Raw genomic sequence first — 15,615 nt, 5'->3', positions numbered from 1 at the left:
ATTTATTTTACACCCCCTAAATAACTGGACGTCAAATTGGGTAGATATTAATAGAGAACTTCCGTACAAAGGAGATCTGACCAATGGATACCGCTACACATTTCGTTATGGGCCTGGGACTTGCCGGACTGTCCTTTGTTGATCCCGTCGTTGCTTCCCAGCCAACATTAGCCGGTGCGGTCATGATCGCTACCGTATTGGCCTCTCAGGCCCCGGATGCCGATACTGCGCTGCGCCTCAAAAACAATGCGCTGTATATCCGTAACCACCGGGGAATCACTCACTCACTGCCGTTTTTACTCCTGTGGCCTGCCTTGATTACACTGGTCATCGGACCCGTCTTTGGGTTCGCAGATCTTCATCACCTGAGCCATATCGCCATGTGGAGCTTTATCGGCGTAGCTGTTCATGTATTTACAGACCTGTTCAACACCTATGGTACCCAGGCCGCACGTCCTTTCACAGAAAAATGGATCGCCTGGAACATTATCCATATCTTTGATCCGTTTATATTCGGCAGCCATGCGGCGGCCATTATCCTCTGGATCAGCGGACTTGTTCCACCGGCCCCATTATTTGTTACCCTGTATGCCTGCATCGCGCTTTATTATATTTGGCGGACAGTGGTGCATGCCCGGTTGACAAGAAATCTGAAGAACAAAGATATCCATCACAGCCCAGGTGAACGGTATTTCGTAATTCCGACCATCTCACCGACGCGTTGGAATGTCGTCAAAGCCAAACCGGACGGCAGCTATAATATCGGACTTCTGAACAGCGGACGGCTCGAATGGTTCAAGCATGCGGTGTGCTCCACTCACCCCGCCGTTGAGCATTCCAAAAACCATCCCGATATTCAGGCTTTTCTATACTTTACCTCCTATGCCGTAGCCGAGGTCGAGCAAGTGGCCTCTGGATATATTGTACGCTGGGGAGATGTACGTTATTTACACCGTAAGCAATTCCCGTTCGTTGCCGTGCTGGTCATGGACAATGAGTACCAACCCCTTAACACTTATGTTGGCTGGCTGAGCAGTGAAAAGCTCGATGAACGTTTTGCTATTGACCCCGGTTCGATGAAGCTTTAGACTATCACAATCACCATAAAGCGTTTTCATTAGTTTTGACAATTAAAAATCCCGCTACTCAGAACTACGCAGCGGGTAAATTTTCAAGAGTCTGCTATGCTTCAAATCTCTATTCACTACAACAGAAAGAAGGCTGACGTTATATGGGCAAAGGCTTGTCCCTCTGGTTCGCGTGCTCCTCCATTCTTCTTCTTACCGCAGCATCCATCTCCATCAGCACTAATATCTGGCTGGCTCTGCTGCTGGGTGTGTTATGCATTGCGAATATTGGCTGGGGTTTTATCCTCAAAGCCCGAATGAGACGCAAGGCAGAGACTAAATCACAACAGCCCTCTTAGCGCAGCGGCAGAAAGCCCATTCGCTCTTTAACACCAGCAAGCGTCTGAGCGGCCACATTACGCGCGCGTTCCGCGCCTTCAGCAAGAATGTCAGTCAGCGCGCCCGAACTGCGGATCTCGTGGTATTTCTGCTGCAGAGGCTCAAGCGTAGCTACCAAAACCTCACCCAGATCTTTTTTGAAGCCTCCATACATTTGGCCCTCGTAACGGTCAGCAATCTGCTGAAGCGTCATTCCGGAGCATTCAGCGTAAATACTCATCAGGTTGCTGATCTCAGGCTTGGTCGCCGGATCAAAGATCACCTCACGGCCGGAGTCCGTTGTGGCACGGCTTATTTTTTTGCGTATAACATCCGGCGGATCCAGCAGAGCGATATAGCTGCCAGGATTCGGATTGCTTTTGCTCATCTTTTTGGTGCCGTCATCCAGTGACATTATACGTGCGCCAACTTCTGGAATGTAAGGCTCTGGAACCGTGAAGAATTCACCAAAACGGTGGTTAAAACGTCCCGCCAAATCGCGTGTCAGCTCCAGATGCTGCTTCTGGTCTTCCCCGACGGGTACCAGGTCAGCATTGTAAATCAGAATGTCAGCCGCCATCAATGACGGGTATACGAACAGACCCGCGCCTACAGAGTCCTTGCCGGAAGACTTATCCTTGAACTGTGTCATCCGCTCCAGCTCGCCCATTGCGGTTAAGGTAGTTATAATCCAGCCCAGCTCTGCGTGCTGCTGTACATGGGACTGCATATAGACATTGGAAACCACGGGATCAATCCCTGCCGCCAGGTACAGAGCCGCTACTGATTCTGAATTCTCCCGCAGTGCAGCTGGGTCCTGGGAGACCGTAATGGCATGGAGATCCACAACCATAAAGTAGCACTCATGCTCTTCTTGCAGCTTAACGAAATTTTTGATCGCACCAATGTAGTTCCCCAGGGTCAGTGAACCGCTCGGCTGAATGCCGGACAATACTTTTTTAGCCATCTTATTCCCTCCGATTATGTTTTTACTTCCGGCAGCACACAAAAAGGCCCCACATCCGCAAGGGACGTGAGACCGTGGTACCACCCTTATTCGCCGCCAGCAGTCTCTTCCAAAAAAGAGATGTATCAAGCAGCCTTGACTTCCGTTAACGGGGAAGAGCCGGCCGGTCTACTAAGGTCCCAAACCTGTTCGAACGCGGCGCTCCAAGGTCCATTCAGCCTGAAGTGCCCCACCGGTTCGCATCAACCACCGGCTTTCTGAAGGTGCTTCTTCCGCTTACTTGTCCCTGTCATCGCATTGTCATGTTCATGAATGCATCCATCATAGAGCGAACTGGGGAAGTTGTCAAATGACTTAACCCCTGTATATAAATCTGGTATGATAAGGGTATTCGTGTCTTTCGATTACAGTTACAATAAAGGAGCATACATTTCATGAAACAGGTGACCAAAGGGCAGTGGGGCGGTTATGATACCTATATTTTGCATAGCCGTGAGCTGGAAGTCACGCTTTTGCCGCGACTGGGTAACAACGTCATTTCGTTGTGGGACCGTAAGGAAAACCGTGAAATTCTGCGCAGGCCCGAGGAGAGCGACCTATCCTTTTACCTGCAGAAGCCTTATCATTTTGGCATGCCCCTACTGATTCCTCCCGGACGTATCCGTGAAGGACAATTCCAATTCGAAGGCACAAGCTATCAGTTCGAGCCGAATTCAGCAGGAGGGCACCACATTCATGGCCTGCACCGCGCGCAATCCTGGTGTGTAAGCGATATTGAAGAAGACGAGGAAGGCTGCGCAGTGACTACAGAATTCAATACTGCGGATGATCCCCGATGGATGGAGCAATTTCCCGTCCCTTTAAAGTTTGAGATGACATTCCGTTTGCAGGATGCCCGTTTCAAGCAAACGCTCAAGGTTTCACATCTGGGAGACAAGAATATCCCTTTTGGAATGGGGTACCACACCTGGTTTATGATAGATGGCGAGCCGGATCGCTGGAAGCTTGAGCTGCCCGTCCAAAGTGTCTATGAATTGAACAATGAACTGCTGACCAGCGGCAATCTGCTGCCTTTAGGTGAGCTTGAAGCTCTGAATCAAGGCATGGAACTGGCGGGTACAAATCTGGACACCGTACTGCGAATTGGAGATGAGCAGTCTGCGGAAGCTGTACTAATGCGGAATGACGGCTATGGGCTTCGATATACCGCAGACAAGGAATTCTTCCGCCACTGGGTGATATATACCAAAGGAACAGCAGACCAATTTCTCTGTATTGAGCCCTATACCTGGCTTCCCGATGCACCCAACCTGGACAAAGATTCTTCCTTCACAGGCATAATTACCTTAAAACCAGGCCAAACTCTTGCGGTTTCAAGCCTTCTTGAAATCATCTATCCCGAACTCTAACTTTCATATAATTACCATCCTCGAAACCTTCCTGAACCGTGCATGAATTTATCTCCTAGCGCTCATACTATCTTCACAACGGGCGAAGGAGGTGAACAAACATGGGTCAAGCAGGTCAACAAGGTCGTGGTAGCCGTTCCAATAACCTAGTCGTTCCTCAAGCAAATGCAGCCCTGCAGCAATTGAAATATGAAGCAGCACAGGAGCTTGGAGTAACTATCCCAGCTGACGGTTATTATGGGAACTACACTTCCCGCGAAACCGGTTCTTTGGGAGGATATATCACCAAACGTCTGGTGCAGCTGGCAGAGCAACAATTGTCCGGTCGTTCGCAGTAACAGCCTTATCATAAGTATCCCGCCAGGCTGAATGCCTAAGCGGACCCGCTTTATAGCCCTCTTGCGCCTCTCACCGAGACGCAAGAGGGCTTTTGCTTGTGCAGATCTATGTATATCTTAGCCGTAGAATTGATCGGACTTGTCGGCATGAACATTGCGTGGATAGCGGATCAACAGATTGGCCATGTTATAGTTGGATTCGAGTGTGGCATCAACAACCACCATTCCCTGACGGACGGCAAATTCATAGCTGATTTCACCATGCGTCCAGCGCCGTTTAAATTTCAGGCTTTCCAGAGCCATAAGCCGGAACGAAGACTGTTGTCCAACGGTTAGCCCCTCTTGTTCTTCCTCAAAAGCCCCACTGCGACCTGCCAGCGGATTATGGCGGATCCCGAACTTCCCAATGACGTTATTTCTGATTTGCACAAAAACCGTGCCGGAAGACAGTCCTGACAATTCCTCCTGCAGTTCCTTAAACACCAAATCAATCTGTCTTGCCAGTGATAGTTGTTCCGTTCTCAGCATGTGTCTCCCCCTAAAAGTTTTGTAAGCTCATGTTATTTTCACTTTCTAGCAGCCCTTATATAAGGCTTTAGGCTCATTATAGGCCACCTAGTACAAGCGTTCAACATTATTCAACATAATTGGGTGTTTATCCCTATATATGCGTAAATTTCATTGTTTTATCGTATATTTCCTTCTATCAATCGTCTAATTTCGACAGTATTTCAACACAAAAAAACCCCTAAAAAGGGGTTTTTGCGTATTAATACAAGGTGTTCAAACCTCATTTTTTGCCTGCAAAAAGATGAAACGCCTTGGTTCTGACAAACTTTTAGGCTGAATGTTCTGTCATTCTCAAGAATTCGTTAATATCTGCAGTAATCAAATCTGTTGCACCTTGCCAGAAATCGGGCTTCGTCAAATCCACACCCAGATGCTTCGACACCAAATCCTCTAGGGTCATGATACCTGTATCACGCAGCAGACTGTCGTATTTATCGGCGAAAGATGCACCTTCCTGGAGGGCAAGCCGGTACAATCCTGTACTGAACATGTAGCCAACGGTGTATGGGAAGTTGTAGAATGGCACATCCGTAATATAGAAATGCAGCTTGGCTGCCCAGAAATGCGGATGATATTCAGACAGAATTCCGCAGTAGGCTTCCTTCTGCGCTTCTACCATCAGCTCCGACAATTCTTCGGCATTCACCAGCCCCTGCTTACGCTTCTCATAAAAACGGGTTTCAAACAAAAAGCGGGCGTGGATATTCATGAAGAAGGCCACACTATTCTGGATTTTCGCTTCAAGCAGGGCAATTTTCTCCTCGCTGCTTGCTGCAGCCTTAACTTGGGCATCGGCTACAATGACCTCTGCGAAGGTTGAAGCGGTCTCTGCCACATTCATAGCATAGTTCTGATTGAACAGAGGAAGATCTTCCAGCAGATAGGAATGATAAGCATGTCCAAGTTCATGAGCCAGGGTCGACACATTGGATGGGGTGCCGCTATAGGTCATAAAAATGCGGGATTCCTTGCTTTCCGGAAAGGATACACAGAATCCGCCTGGGCGTTTACCTGGTCGGTCTTCCACCTCAATCCAATTGCTGTCGAAAGCGCGTTCGGCAAAATCAGCCAGCTTCGGACTGAATTTGCGGAACTGCGTTACAATGTCTTTTGCTGCCTGATCGTAGGGAATTTTGCCGGAGGACTCGCCTACCGGGGCATCTACATCTACCCAGGCCAGAGATTCAAGCCCGAGCAGCTTGGCTTTACGGTTTAAGTAAGAGACCAGTGCCGGTTTGGCTTTGGTAATCACGTCCCACATCATATCCAGTGATGCTCCTGACATGCGGTTAATGCCCAGCGGCTCCTTGAGCACATTCTCCCAGCCACGGCCTTGATACAGATTCAGACGGAAGCCAGCCAGGTGATTGAGGGTGTCTGCACAATAGTCGGCCGCACCGGCCCAGGCTTCTTCCCATTTGCGGAACATGATCTCCCGCACCTTAGGGTCGGGATCATCCAGCTTGTTGAAGGCCTGTCCGGCAGACAGCAGTTTGGCCCCCTCTTTATCCTCATATGGGATCTGTATGGAGCTTACAATCGTTTCGTAATGCTCGCTCCAGCCATGATAACCGTCAACAGCCAGTTTGAGCGCGAGTCCCTCCAGTTCCGGACTCATCTTCTCACGGGCTAAGTCCCGGCTTTCACTAAGAACAAACTCCAATGGAGCAATTTCCGGGCGGGCCATCCACTCGCTCCATACATCGTCAGGGGTTTGCCGCAGCACATTATCGAACTTGGAGCTGACGCCCTCGAAGCCTGCACGAAGGCCCGTAACCTTGGAGGACAGCCGTACAGCGCCCTTGTCCTGCTGATTCTGCGCACCCAGGCATCCGGCAAATTCCGAAGCCTGAACCAGACGGCCGGAACAGCTCTGCAGCAATGCTATAACTTCATCCAGTGCACGAGTTGAATCGACATTTGCTGGTGAAGCTGACTCTGCAACCTGCTGTCCTAGAACCTGGATGTCGGTCTCCAGCTTTTTCAAAAAACTCTCAAATTGCGGTGAAGCAGATCCTCCCGGAAATATAGAATCCAATTCCCAGGTCAATGATAAAGGTTGTTTCATTTCGTTTCCCCTTCCTTTACTAACATTTGGTTTTCTTTGTATTTGGCCTGCAGCCATGGTAAAGTGAATTCAGATACGGGCAGATGCCCCGAAGTACCGCCAACCCTATTTATAAGGAGGACCTCCCCATGAAGCCATTGCAGATTTCACCGGAAACGGCGATTACATTATCTAAACAACTCGGTGTTCCACTGGAACACCTGATGCATATGCCTCAACATATCTTGCTGCAAAAGATCGCGGAGCTATCCAAGAAGCAGAGTGAAGACACCGCCGGCAGCGATGCCGGGTCCCAGCCGTCCGAGAAGGGCGAACAATGATACCCTTCAGCCATACCTGGCCTTATGACATCACTTTAGGAGACATGTATGTGCAGTACTGTCCGTTCTGCGACAAGGAGAACGTGCTTCTGCCTATGAAACCGGACGAGTTGCAGCTTGTCCGGGACGGCAAAAAAAGGCTGCTGGTCTTCCCTTGCTGTAAGACCAGCCTGACTGTAATCGACAACGACGCCGATTACCTGCTCTTTGACCGGTCTGTCCGCTGATCATTCAGCACAGACCGCTGCATTTTTCCGTTGACTATAGCTTAACAGGTGCACAGGAGAAGCTTCCTGTGCCTTTTTTAGTGATGTCCAGCAGATACTCCTTATGTACCCGACGATAATCCGTCCGGACTTAGTTCTCCCCCATTCATCTGTTCACGCAAAAGAGCCCACTGCTCCCGGGCCGCCCGGATCATCGCAGCATCCATAATCTTCTGGTCATTGATCAGACGCGAAAACCATTTCACTGCGTTTGAAAATTCGCCGATGCGGCGGTTCAGCTCACCAATCAGGTACATCAGACGGGCATCGTTACCGCCAATGCCATCATTTTCAAAGACCTTAATATACATGTCGAGTGAATAACGCAAGAAACGCTGCTCCTGCGCAGTATCCCCTTGATACCGGTACATCCAGGCAATATGATGCAAAAGACTGGCAATAATCCGGTCCTTATCCTTGATGCTCTGGGCACAGATCAATGCAAGCTTATAGGTCTCAAGTGCAATCTCCCAGCTGCGTTTATCACCAAAGTCCCGGGAAATCCAGCGGCTGCCCACCTGATCGCCGAAAGACTTGCGCTGCCAGTCAGCGAGCTTGTCCGCAGAATTCTCCGTAGAGGCAAAACCGCAGGCCGGGCAGACGCGCACGACGTAATAATCCGGGTTCTCATCCTTGTAGTAAGAGCAGAAATCTGCATCACGGCGAATTGCCTTTTTGAGGCTGGGACGAACTCTTGAGGTTATAAATTCTTTCTCACAGTTGCAGCAGATTACTTTAATAGTGTATAAAGGTATCAAATCCGGCAATGCCCTCATCCTTTCACGATCAACTACGCGTTACTCCTGGGGCATGTTGACAAAATGATGTGCAGGACCCGCAAGCCGGCTTAATACAAATGAACGCAGCGGCTCCTCCACACCCGTTTCCTCTAGCGCCTCTTTCATACAAGCCAGCCACTCTTCCGCACGCTCCGGGGTAATCGGGACATGCATATGCCTTGCCCTCATCATCGGATGTCCATGCAGCTCAGAATAGAGTGTGGGTCCACCAAAAAATTGACTCAGGAATTGATACTGTTTCTCCAGGACAGGAGTAATATCTGCCGGGAACAAAGGGCCGAGCTGCGGATGAAGCTGCACCTTGGCATAAAAAACCTCTACCAGCCGGTGCAAACCCTCTGCGCCTCCCAGGTTGTCATATAAGCTGTCGTTTGGATTCATCGGCGGTTACCAGCTTTCTTCCGTATTCATGTAACGGCTTTTTTATTATACCAAAATTTACGCTGCCCGGTTATCCTGCCGTAAGTAACATATTGTGAAGCTTACCCACAGAAAAAAGACGCTAAACCATGGTTTAGCGCCTAGAGTATTTAATAGGTCCGAAATTCCTCATCACCAGGTGGGACAAGAGAGACCCGGATAACATATACAAAAGCACAAACCAGAACTCCGGCAACTACACTCATCACCATCACTCCATCCCTAATAAGGTGTGCATTAATTAATTTTATATTACCATAATTTCAGTCAAAAAGCACATCCAAGTGTAACCGCTTTCTGAATTTTTTTGTGCTGTTTGTCCCTCTTTTTGCATACATTTATCCATATACCGGGAGGCGTTGCCGATGATTCTGAAAAAAAACTACGGCCTGCTGTTGGGTGTCCTCCTTGCCGGATGTATGATGCTCCTGCTGCTGAATCCGGCAAGCTCTCTGGATGCAGCCGTACGCGGGCTTACCGTCTGGTGGGACGTGCTGTTCCCCTCGCTTTTTCCCTTTTTCGTGATATCCGAAATGATGCTGGGCTTCGGTGTAGTTCATCTGTTCGGGGCTCTGCTCGACCCGCTCATGCGTCCACTCTTCAATATTCCCGGCAGTGGAGGCTTTGTCGCGGCTATGGGTTATGTATCAGGATACCCTGTTGGCGCCAGATTAACCGCAAAGCTGCGTGAACAGGAACTGCTGAACCGTGTAGAAGGCGAACGGCTCGTGGCTTTTACCACTTCCTCCGACCCGATTTTTCTGCTGGGCGCGGTCTCCGTAGGGTTCTTTCATGATGCTTCTCTGGGACTTATCCTTGCGCTGGCCCATTACGGAGGCGGCTTCTTAGTAGGACTTCTGATGTCTTTTCACGGCCGGCGCGAGAATGCCACCGTTCCCGTAACTTCTCCTGCCTCCAACCTTCCGGAGGCTTCTGACGACAGAGATACCGGGAGAATCCGCCTGGCTCTTCGTTCTATGGCAGAAGCAAGACGCAGGGATGGACGAAGCCTCGGAGAGTTGCTGAAGGGAGCCGTTCAAGCTTCGCTGCAGCTCATTATTGTGGTAGGCGGCCTGGTGGTATTCTTCAATGTGCTGATGGAGCTGATGTCCCGTGCCGGAATCATGTCCGCACTCATCAGCGTTACCGAGGGACTTTTGACCTGGGCGGGGTTCCCGGCTGACCTGTCCCGGGCTCTCGTCAGCGGCCTCTTCGAAGTGACGCTGGGTGCCCGTTCTGCCGGCTCAGCGGCCGATTCGGTCCCGCTACAATACAAGGTAGCCGCCGCAGCCTGTGTACTCTCCTGGGGCGGCTTATCCGTCCACGCTCAGGTTGCCAGCATCCTGAATGGAACAGGGCTTCGCTATCTGCCCTTTATGGCTGCCAGGCTGGTGCATGCGTTCTTGTCTACGGGACTCGTACTTTTGCTCTGGAACCCCGTGGTCCGTTCGGGCCTCTCAACTGGCTATAGTGCAACTCCTGCCGTCGCCGGTTTTGCCTCCCCGCTGTCCGGCTTGGCCAGCAGTATGAGCTGGCTTGGGGTACTTCTGGGCACAGCCCTGCTGCTCTCTCTCCTGGTTCTCCTCATCCGCCGTATTCCGCGCTTTGGACGGAGGCTGTGACTTTTACCACTTCAAATATTGTGTTCCGGGTCCAGATTGATTATGATCGGTGTATGACTGAAACATACAAAGGAGCTTATACATCTTGAGATATTATGTTCTGGACCGCGGGGACGAACTGTCCATCAAACTTGCGGAGCAATTTCACAAGCTGGCAGCGGAACGGAATCTGGAGCTGGATGCGAAGTCTCCGGAAATCGTGATCTCGATTGGCGGGGACGGCACGATGCTGCACGCCTTTCACACTTTTATCGATCAGATCCCCAATCTGTCTTTTGTGGGCGTCCATACTGGACATTTAGGATTCTATGCGGACTGGAAGGCAGACGAACTGCCTACTCTGATTGATTACATGTGTGGGATTGGCACCTCGGAGCCCCAGAAGCCACGCATGGTCAAATATCCGCTGCTTGAGCTAGAGATCCACAAGAAATCCGGCTCCACCTCTCATATTGCCTTGAATGAGTTCACCCTGAAGGGTGTAGACGGAACGGTAGTCATTCAGATTGACATCAATGATGTGACATTCGAAATGTTCCGCGGGGATGGTCTGTGTGTGTCCACACCGTCAGGCAGCACTGCCTACAACAAAAGCCTCGGCGGTGCGATGGTGCATCCTTCCATAGAAGCCCTGCAGATTGCGGAAATTGCCTCCATCAACAACCGGGTCTTCCGCACAATGGGATCTCCTCTGCTGCTGCCGAAGCACCATCACTGCGATATTTTCTCGCGTAAGGACCAGCGGCTGCTGCTAACCATTGACCACAACAACATTCCTGTTGATGACCTGATCTCCGTGCGCTGCCAGGTATCCGACAAAAAAATCAGCTTTGCCAGGTACCGCCCTTTTCCATTTTGGAACCGGGTTCGTGAAGCTTTCCTGATCTAGCATATTTCAGCAAAATACAGGGATTTCGTCTGTTCAGATAGAGCAGCCTTCCCGTAAAGACAAAGCCGGAGACGACGCTGCATCTCCGGCTTTGTCATGCTTTAACTAAGCTTACATGATTGGATAGACAGCAAGAAATTTCCGATGGTATAATGAACCTATTTTACAAAGAGTTGTTATTTAAAGGAGAGAACCATTATTGAAGAAATTTTTATCCCTCATGGGCATAAGCCTGCTGGCCTTGATGCTGGCGGTACCTGCTTTTGCCGCAGACAAACCGATTACAGTCAACATTAATGGAAGCAACGTTGCTTTCACCGCCGGTTCTCCTTATCTGAAGAACAATTCTGTACTTGTCCCTTTTCGGGTCATTTTTGAAAAGCTGGGGATGAAGGTGCTCTGGGATGCAAAAACCGGAACGGTCACCGGGACAAGCAGCAATCTGGAAATCACCCTCAAAATCGGCAGTAACCGGGCAACAGTAAATGGTCTAGTCAAGAAACTAGCCACCGCTCCGGTCTCCAGCCAAGGCACTACATACATACCCTTACGGTTCGTGGCTGAAGCTACCGGCGGTTCAGCTGTCTGGGATACGGCCAGCAGAAGTGTGATGATCCTCACCTCCGTTGACACTGCGAAAGATGAGAAGGAAATTACTGACCTTATTCATTTGTCCAATGAGTATCTTAATTCTGAAAATGCGGCAGGATACTATTCGCTCGTAGTTCACCATTCGGACCAGACCGAGTCGATCGACAATATGAAGGAATACTTCAAATCGTATGATATGGTCAACACCATCGAAAGTGTGGATATCTTAAGCATTCAGGGCAATGAAGCCATCGTGCATACTGTAGAAAAATCTGTGCGCAAGGGCGGCCGCTATCTGCCGGATGCGCAGGTAGAATACCTGAACACGCTTGTTCGCAAGAATGGTGTATGGAAGATTGAAAGCTCCGAATCCCAAGACAGCACCGTTCTGCTTACTCCTGAACAAGGGAAGACAGCTGCGGTCCTTCCTCATCACGATGCTGCCGCCATCAAGGACAGCCTAAGCAAATATTATGCGGCAAGAAACGCCAAGGATATCGATGGCTTAATTGCACAGACCACTTACGGGAAAGATCATGAAGCTGCCCTGAAGGAGAATCTGACTGAATATTTTAAAGGCTACAACCTGGTCTACACGCTGAATAGCTCAAATGTCTTCTATTACTCTGCGGATGAGGCTGCCGTATATGTGGAGTACACTATTAAAGAAGCCGATTCAGCTGAAAGCCAAACCCAATCTTCTGTTTATGTTTTCTCCAAATCCAGCGGCGGTCTATGGACTGTTGATGACTCTTATCTAATGGGCAGTAATACTTCAAACTAATCATATAAAAAAGGGTGTATGCAATCATGAAATCAGGCAAGTTAATGACCTCAGTCCTTAGTGGCTGTCTGGCAGTATCTCTTATTCTTGCTCCAGCTGCTCTGGCGGACAGTTCTCAGGCTGCCACGGGCACAGACAATACGCAAGCGGCAACGGGTACGGACCTTATTAATGAAATTATGCAGAATCTGGAGAAATACAATATTGAGGGAGTGGACCAGGATACACTGATCCGCGGAGCTATTGACGGCATGGTAAATACACTGGATGATCCCTACAGCCAGTACTTCGACAAGGACGAGGCTGCAAAGTTCAGCCAACAGGTCGATCTCGAATATGTCGGTATCGGCGTCAGAATGATGTACACCGCCAAAGAATTGTATATTGAAGAAGTTATGGCCGGTTCACCAGCAGAGAAAGCCGGGCTTAAGCGCGGAGATTCGATCCTCAAAATTGATGGTGTCAAAATCGAAGATACCGAAGGTGACGAGCTGAGCGGTGCAGCAGGCTCTAAAGTAACTCTGCTCGTGAGCAGAAACGGAATGGTCAAATCTTACATCGTTGTCCGCAGCGATATCGCTTCAACCTCAGTCAAAGGTAAAATGCTCGGAGATAAGATTGCCTACATCTCTATCGACGGTTTCACGCAAACCGCCGATGAAGAGTTCACCGCCGTTCTCGGCAAAATGCGTGCCGCAGGTATGAAATCCATGGTGCTCGATCTGCGGAACAATCCAGGCGGCTACATGGATTCAGCCTACAATATTGCCTCCAAATTCATGGCCAAGGGCATTATGATGTACACCTCGGATCAAAGCGGTGTTTTGACACCAGTAACCATTACAGATGGCAGTAAAATCGGGGTGCCGGTTGTAGTGCTGACGAACGAAAACAGCGCCAGTGCTTCTGAAGCGCTGACCGGTGCTTTGAGGGACAACAAGCTGGCTACGGTCGTAGGTACACGCTCTTACGGCAAAGCGCGGATTCAGAGTCTGCTTCCCGTATCTAATGGAGCCGAACTGAAGCTGACCACACAGAAATACTTGACTCCAAGCAAAGAGGATTTCAATCATATCGGGTTGTCCCCTGATATTGAGGTCCAAGGCAAGACGGCACAGCTGATCACCGCCCTGCAAATTGCGGGAATGACCAGTATTAGTGCTGCAGGAGACAATCACATTCTCGATCTGAACGGCATTCCTTTTGCCGGAAATGTCGGATTGATCAAGCAAGGAAATACAATCTACGCTTCCTCACGCGTCCTGGCTGCACTGATGGAGAGCGAAGTATCCTGGGATGCCAAGAACAAGAAAGTTCTGGTTACAAACGGTGCCGGTAAAGTATCCGGGTTCTCCGTGACCACCAAAGAGGCGCTGTCGCAGGACAACGAAACCTTTATTGATGTAAAAGCCTTTCAGCATAAGTTCCCGTCCCTGGTATGGAGCTACAATGCAGCGCAGAAACAATTGAAGTTAACCGCAAAGTAAACCGGATCAAGACCAGAACGGCTGTGCCATCCTTAACTGGATAGCACAGCCGTTCTGGTCTCGGGGAGCTGTAGCAGGGCTGGATGCTGGGATGAGGTTGGGCGTGGGGCTAGGTGCAGGGATGAGGTTGAGGTTAAAGGCTGGGAGCTGGAACTGAGGCTGGGAGTAGTTAGAGCCGGCGCTGGGAGTTCCTACTAGCTTAGTGAACCTGCACCTCCCCAGTAGTTGCTTGGCCGTCTTCGTCTTTGGCGGCAAGCTCAAGTGGAAAAAGTGAACTTAATCCGCCCTATCCCGCTCCAAAATAAGCAATAGTGGGAAAAAGTACCTTTAATCTGGCCGATTCGCACCATTACAGGTGAATTCGTCTGTATTAAGTATACTTATTCCAACTCGCACCGCTTACGGATCGCTCTTGAGTAAATTTAAGTTCACTTATTCCAATTTGCTCGCTCTTGAAGTTCCTTGCAAACAAGTACTATTTCCATCATACCCATTAGAAAAGCAACATCATCTATAAACATACAGACCATATTTTTTCATTTAAAAAGGTGTCACGGAAGCCAGTTCAGAGCTGGCTGCTGCGACACCTTTTTGTGTATTTCTTAATGATCTTAGGAAGGATTCTGGGGCTGGTTTTGCGGTGGTCTGCCCTGGGAATCCTTGTTGTTTCTTCTGCCCTGACTTTCTTTATTGCGGTGATTCCGGCTTTGATGCTCACGAACGGGTCTGTCTTTCGCTCCGTTCTCTTTGGGTGCCCCGCCCATGTTCTTGTCACGGGCTGCCGGATTAGAATTGGAAGAAGGCTTGGAGACATGCTCCCGGAGAACCCTTGCAGTTACAGCTGGTTCTACCGCAGCCTGCTCAAGTTCATCCTCCATTCCAGGCTCAGGAATTTCTTTGATCAGAATATCCTTGAAGGTGCCTTCTTTCGGCATTTCCTTCAGCTTGTGGAGCACAAAATAGGCACAGCCAAAGTTGCAGTATTCATTAATGTAATCCACCATACCTGAAATGGCGGTATCCCTGTTCACCTTGGGGTGGTTATCCCGGTAAAAGCCCTTCAGGCGTAATTGGCTATAGCCCCAATCCCCGATAATGTAATCGTACCTGTCCAGCACTTCACTGTATCTTCCGCGAAATGCCTCCGGGTTCCAGCCGTCCTTATGATCCAATACGAGCTCGTAGCCCTTTCCACCTATAACGATCAAGCGTTTGTCGCCTGCCTTTCAAATTAAACTAAGAGGGGGGGCGTTGATGGCCGTCATTCCGCGGGTTTTTGGATTTCCGGCCGCTGTTGTCTGCAGATTTCTCTGATTGAACCGCAATAAGCGGTTGAAATCTGCAGACAAAGGCGGACGCTGGCGCTCCTCCAATTCCAAAATCCCTCTCCATGACTCCCTCAACGCGGGAGGTGGCAGCAAAAATCAAAAGCAAGTTGATTGCTGCGCTCCAACTCTCCACAACGACCCACTTCATTAAAGACTAAAGACTAAAAGACTAAAAGACTAAAGACTAAAAGACTAAAGACTAAAAGACTAAAGACTAAAAGACTAAAGACTAAAAGACTAAAGACTAAAAGACTAAAGACTAAAAGACTAAAGACTAAAAGACTAAAGACTAAAAGACTAAAGACTAAAAG

The 15,615-nt window shown here is 49.5% G+C and carries 16 protein-coding genes and 1 other annotated feature; of the genes, 10 read left to right on the top strand and 6 right to left on the bottom strand.

Annotated features, from left to right (window positions below):
• The first annotated feature begins 83 nt into the window (after positions 1 to 83).
• Positions 84 to 1,088, top strand: coding sequence for a metal-dependent hydrolase (locus A3844_RS17450; protein ID WP_074083817.1), 1,005 nt, complete (start codon positions 84 to 86; stop codon positions 1,086 to 1,088).
• Positions 1,089 to 1,231: 143 nt separating this feature from the next.
• A complete protein-coding gene (locus A3844_RS17445; protein WP_074103052.1) occupies positions 1,232 to 1,426 on the top strand; it encodes a DUF5325 family protein in 195 nt (64 codons plus the stop codon).
• Here A3844_RS17445 and trpS read toward each other — a convergent pair.
• The gene (gene trpS, locus A3844_RS17440; protein WP_074108058.1) at positions 1,423 to 2,412 is read right to left on the bottom strand and encodes a tryptophan--tRNA ligase; all 990 of its coding nucleotides are present in this window, start codon (positions 2,410 to 2,412) and stop codon (positions 1,423 to 1,425) included. The genes A3844_RS17445 and trpS overlap by 4 nt on opposite strands.
• A 57-nt stretch (positions 2,413 to 2,469) precedes the next feature.
• Positions 2,470 to 2,714 (bottom strand) — a binding site (T-box leader).
• Between the two features lie 132 nt (positions 2,715 to 2,846).
• Between trpS and A3844_RS17435 the strand changes: the two genes are divergently transcribed.
• Positions 2,847 to 3,821: an aldose 1-epimerase gene (locus A3844_RS17435; protein WP_074083814.1), complete on the top strand. Its 975-nt coding sequence runs from the start codon at positions 2,847 to 2,849 to the stop codon at positions 3,819 to 3,821.
• A gap of 101 nt (positions 3,822 to 3,922) precedes the next feature.
• Complete coding sequence (locus A3844_RS17430; RefSeq protein ID WP_025707482.1) at positions 3,923 to 4,159, top strand: alpha/beta-type small acid-soluble spore protein; 237 nt, start codon at positions 3,923 to 3,925, stop codon at positions 4,157 to 4,159.
• A 117-nt stretch (positions 4,160 to 4,276) separates the two neighbouring features.
• Here A3844_RS17430 and A3844_RS17425 read toward each other — a convergent pair whose 3' ends face one another.
• Both A3844_RS17425 and A3844_RS17420 read right to left on the bottom strand, forming a co-directional pair.
• Positions 4,277 to 4,687, bottom strand: coding sequence for an O-methyltransferase (locus A3844_RS17425; protein WP_074103053.1), 411 nt, complete (start codon positions 4,685 to 4,687; stop codon positions 4,277 to 4,279).
• Positions 4,688 to 4,997: 310 nt separating this feature from the next.
• Positions 4,998 to 6,797: a M3 family oligoendopeptidase gene (locus tag A3844_RS17420; RefSeq protein WP_074108057.1), complete on the bottom strand. Its 1,800-nt coding sequence runs from the start codon at positions 6,795 to 6,797 to the stop codon at positions 4,998 to 5,000.
• 128 nt (positions 6,798 to 6,925) lie between these two features.
• Between A3844_RS17420 and A3844_RS17415 the strand changes: the two genes are divergently transcribed.
• Both A3844_RS17415 and A3844_RS17410 read left to right on the top strand, forming a co-directional pair.
• Positions 6,926 to 7,117 (top strand): YycC family protein, encoded by a 192-nt coding sequence (locus A3844_RS17415; protein WP_074108056.1) that lies wholly within the window; start codon positions 6,926 to 6,928, stop codon positions 7,115 to 7,117.
• On the top strand, positions 7,114 to 7,344 hold the full coding sequence (locus A3844_RS17410; protein WP_074083809.1) for a hypothetical protein: 231 nt from the start codon (positions 7,114 to 7,116) through the stop codon (positions 7,342 to 7,344). Before A3844_RS17415 ends, A3844_RS17410 begins: the two co-directional genes overlap by 4 nt.
• A gap of 101 nt (positions 7,345 to 7,445) precedes the next feature.
• Here the strand turns inward: A3844_RS17410 and A3844_RS17405 are convergent, their stop codons facing one another.
• Together A3844_RS17405 and A3844_RS17400 are read right to left on the bottom strand one after the other, a co-directional pair.
• Positions 7,446 to 8,159 (bottom strand): DUF2225 domain-containing protein, encoded by a 714-nt coding sequence (locus tag A3844_RS17405; RefSeq protein ID WP_074083808.1) that lies wholly within the window; start codon positions 8,157 to 8,159, stop codon positions 7,446 to 7,448.
• Between the two features lie 21 nt (positions 8,160 to 8,180).
• The gene (locus tag A3844_RS17400; protein ID WP_074083807.1) at positions 8,181 to 8,564 is read right to left on the bottom strand and encodes a globin domain-containing protein; all 384 of its coding nucleotides are present in this window, start codon (positions 8,562 to 8,564) and stop codon (positions 8,181 to 8,183) included.
• A 404-nt stretch (positions 8,565 to 8,968) separates the two neighbouring features.
• On the opposite strand from A3844_RS17400, the gene ylbJ reads away from it, so the two are divergent.
• The 4 genes from ylbJ (at position 8,969) to A3844_RS17380 (ending at position 13,976) form a co-directional block, all read left to right on the top strand.
• Positions 8,969 to 10,225 carry a sporulation integral membrane protein YlbJ gene (gene ylbJ, locus A3844_RS17395; protein ID WP_074083806.1) on the top strand — a complete coding sequence of 419 codons (1,257 nt, stop codon included), beginning with the start codon at positions 8,969 to 8,971 and terminating at the stop codon, positions 10,223 to 10,225.
• Between the two features lie 85 nt (positions 10,226 to 10,310).
• Positions 10,311 to 11,114 carry an NAD kinase gene (locus A3844_RS17390; protein WP_074083805.1) on the top strand — a complete coding sequence of 268 codons (804 nt, stop codon included), beginning with the start codon at positions 10,311 to 10,313 and terminating at the stop codon, positions 11,112 to 11,114.
• Positions 11,115 to 11,313: 199 nt separating this feature from the next.
• Positions 11,314 to 12,489: a copper amine oxidase N-terminal domain-containing protein gene (locus A3844_RS17385; protein ID WP_074108055.1), complete on the top strand. Its 1,176-nt coding sequence runs from the start codon at positions 11,314 to 11,316 to the stop codon at positions 12,487 to 12,489.
• A 26-nt stretch (positions 12,490 to 12,515) separates the two neighbouring features.
• On the top strand, positions 12,516 to 13,976 hold the full coding sequence (locus A3844_RS17380) for a S41 family peptidase (RefSeq protein WP_074103058.1): 1,461 nt from the start codon (positions 12,516 to 12,518) through the stop codon (positions 13,974 to 13,976).
• Between the two features lie 611 nt (positions 13,977 to 14,587).
• Here the strand turns inward: A3844_RS17380 and A3844_RS17375 are convergent.
• Complete coding sequence (locus tag A3844_RS17375; protein WP_074083802.1) at positions 14,588 to 15,184, bottom strand: YutD family protein; 597 nt, start codon at positions 15,182 to 15,184, stop codon at positions 14,588 to 14,590.
• Between the last annotated feature and the right edge of the window lie 431 nt (positions 15,185 to 15,615).

The sequence above is a fragment of the Paenibacillus helianthi genome (genome assembly GCF_001909055.1).
Classification (GTDB): Bacteria; Bacillota; Bacilli; order Paenibacillales; family Paenibacillaceae; genus Paenibacillus_AQ; species Paenibacillus_AQ helianthi.
The sequence above is the reverse complement of the archived record's forward strand: the minus strand, read 5'-3'. Positions and strand labels throughout refer to the sequence as shown.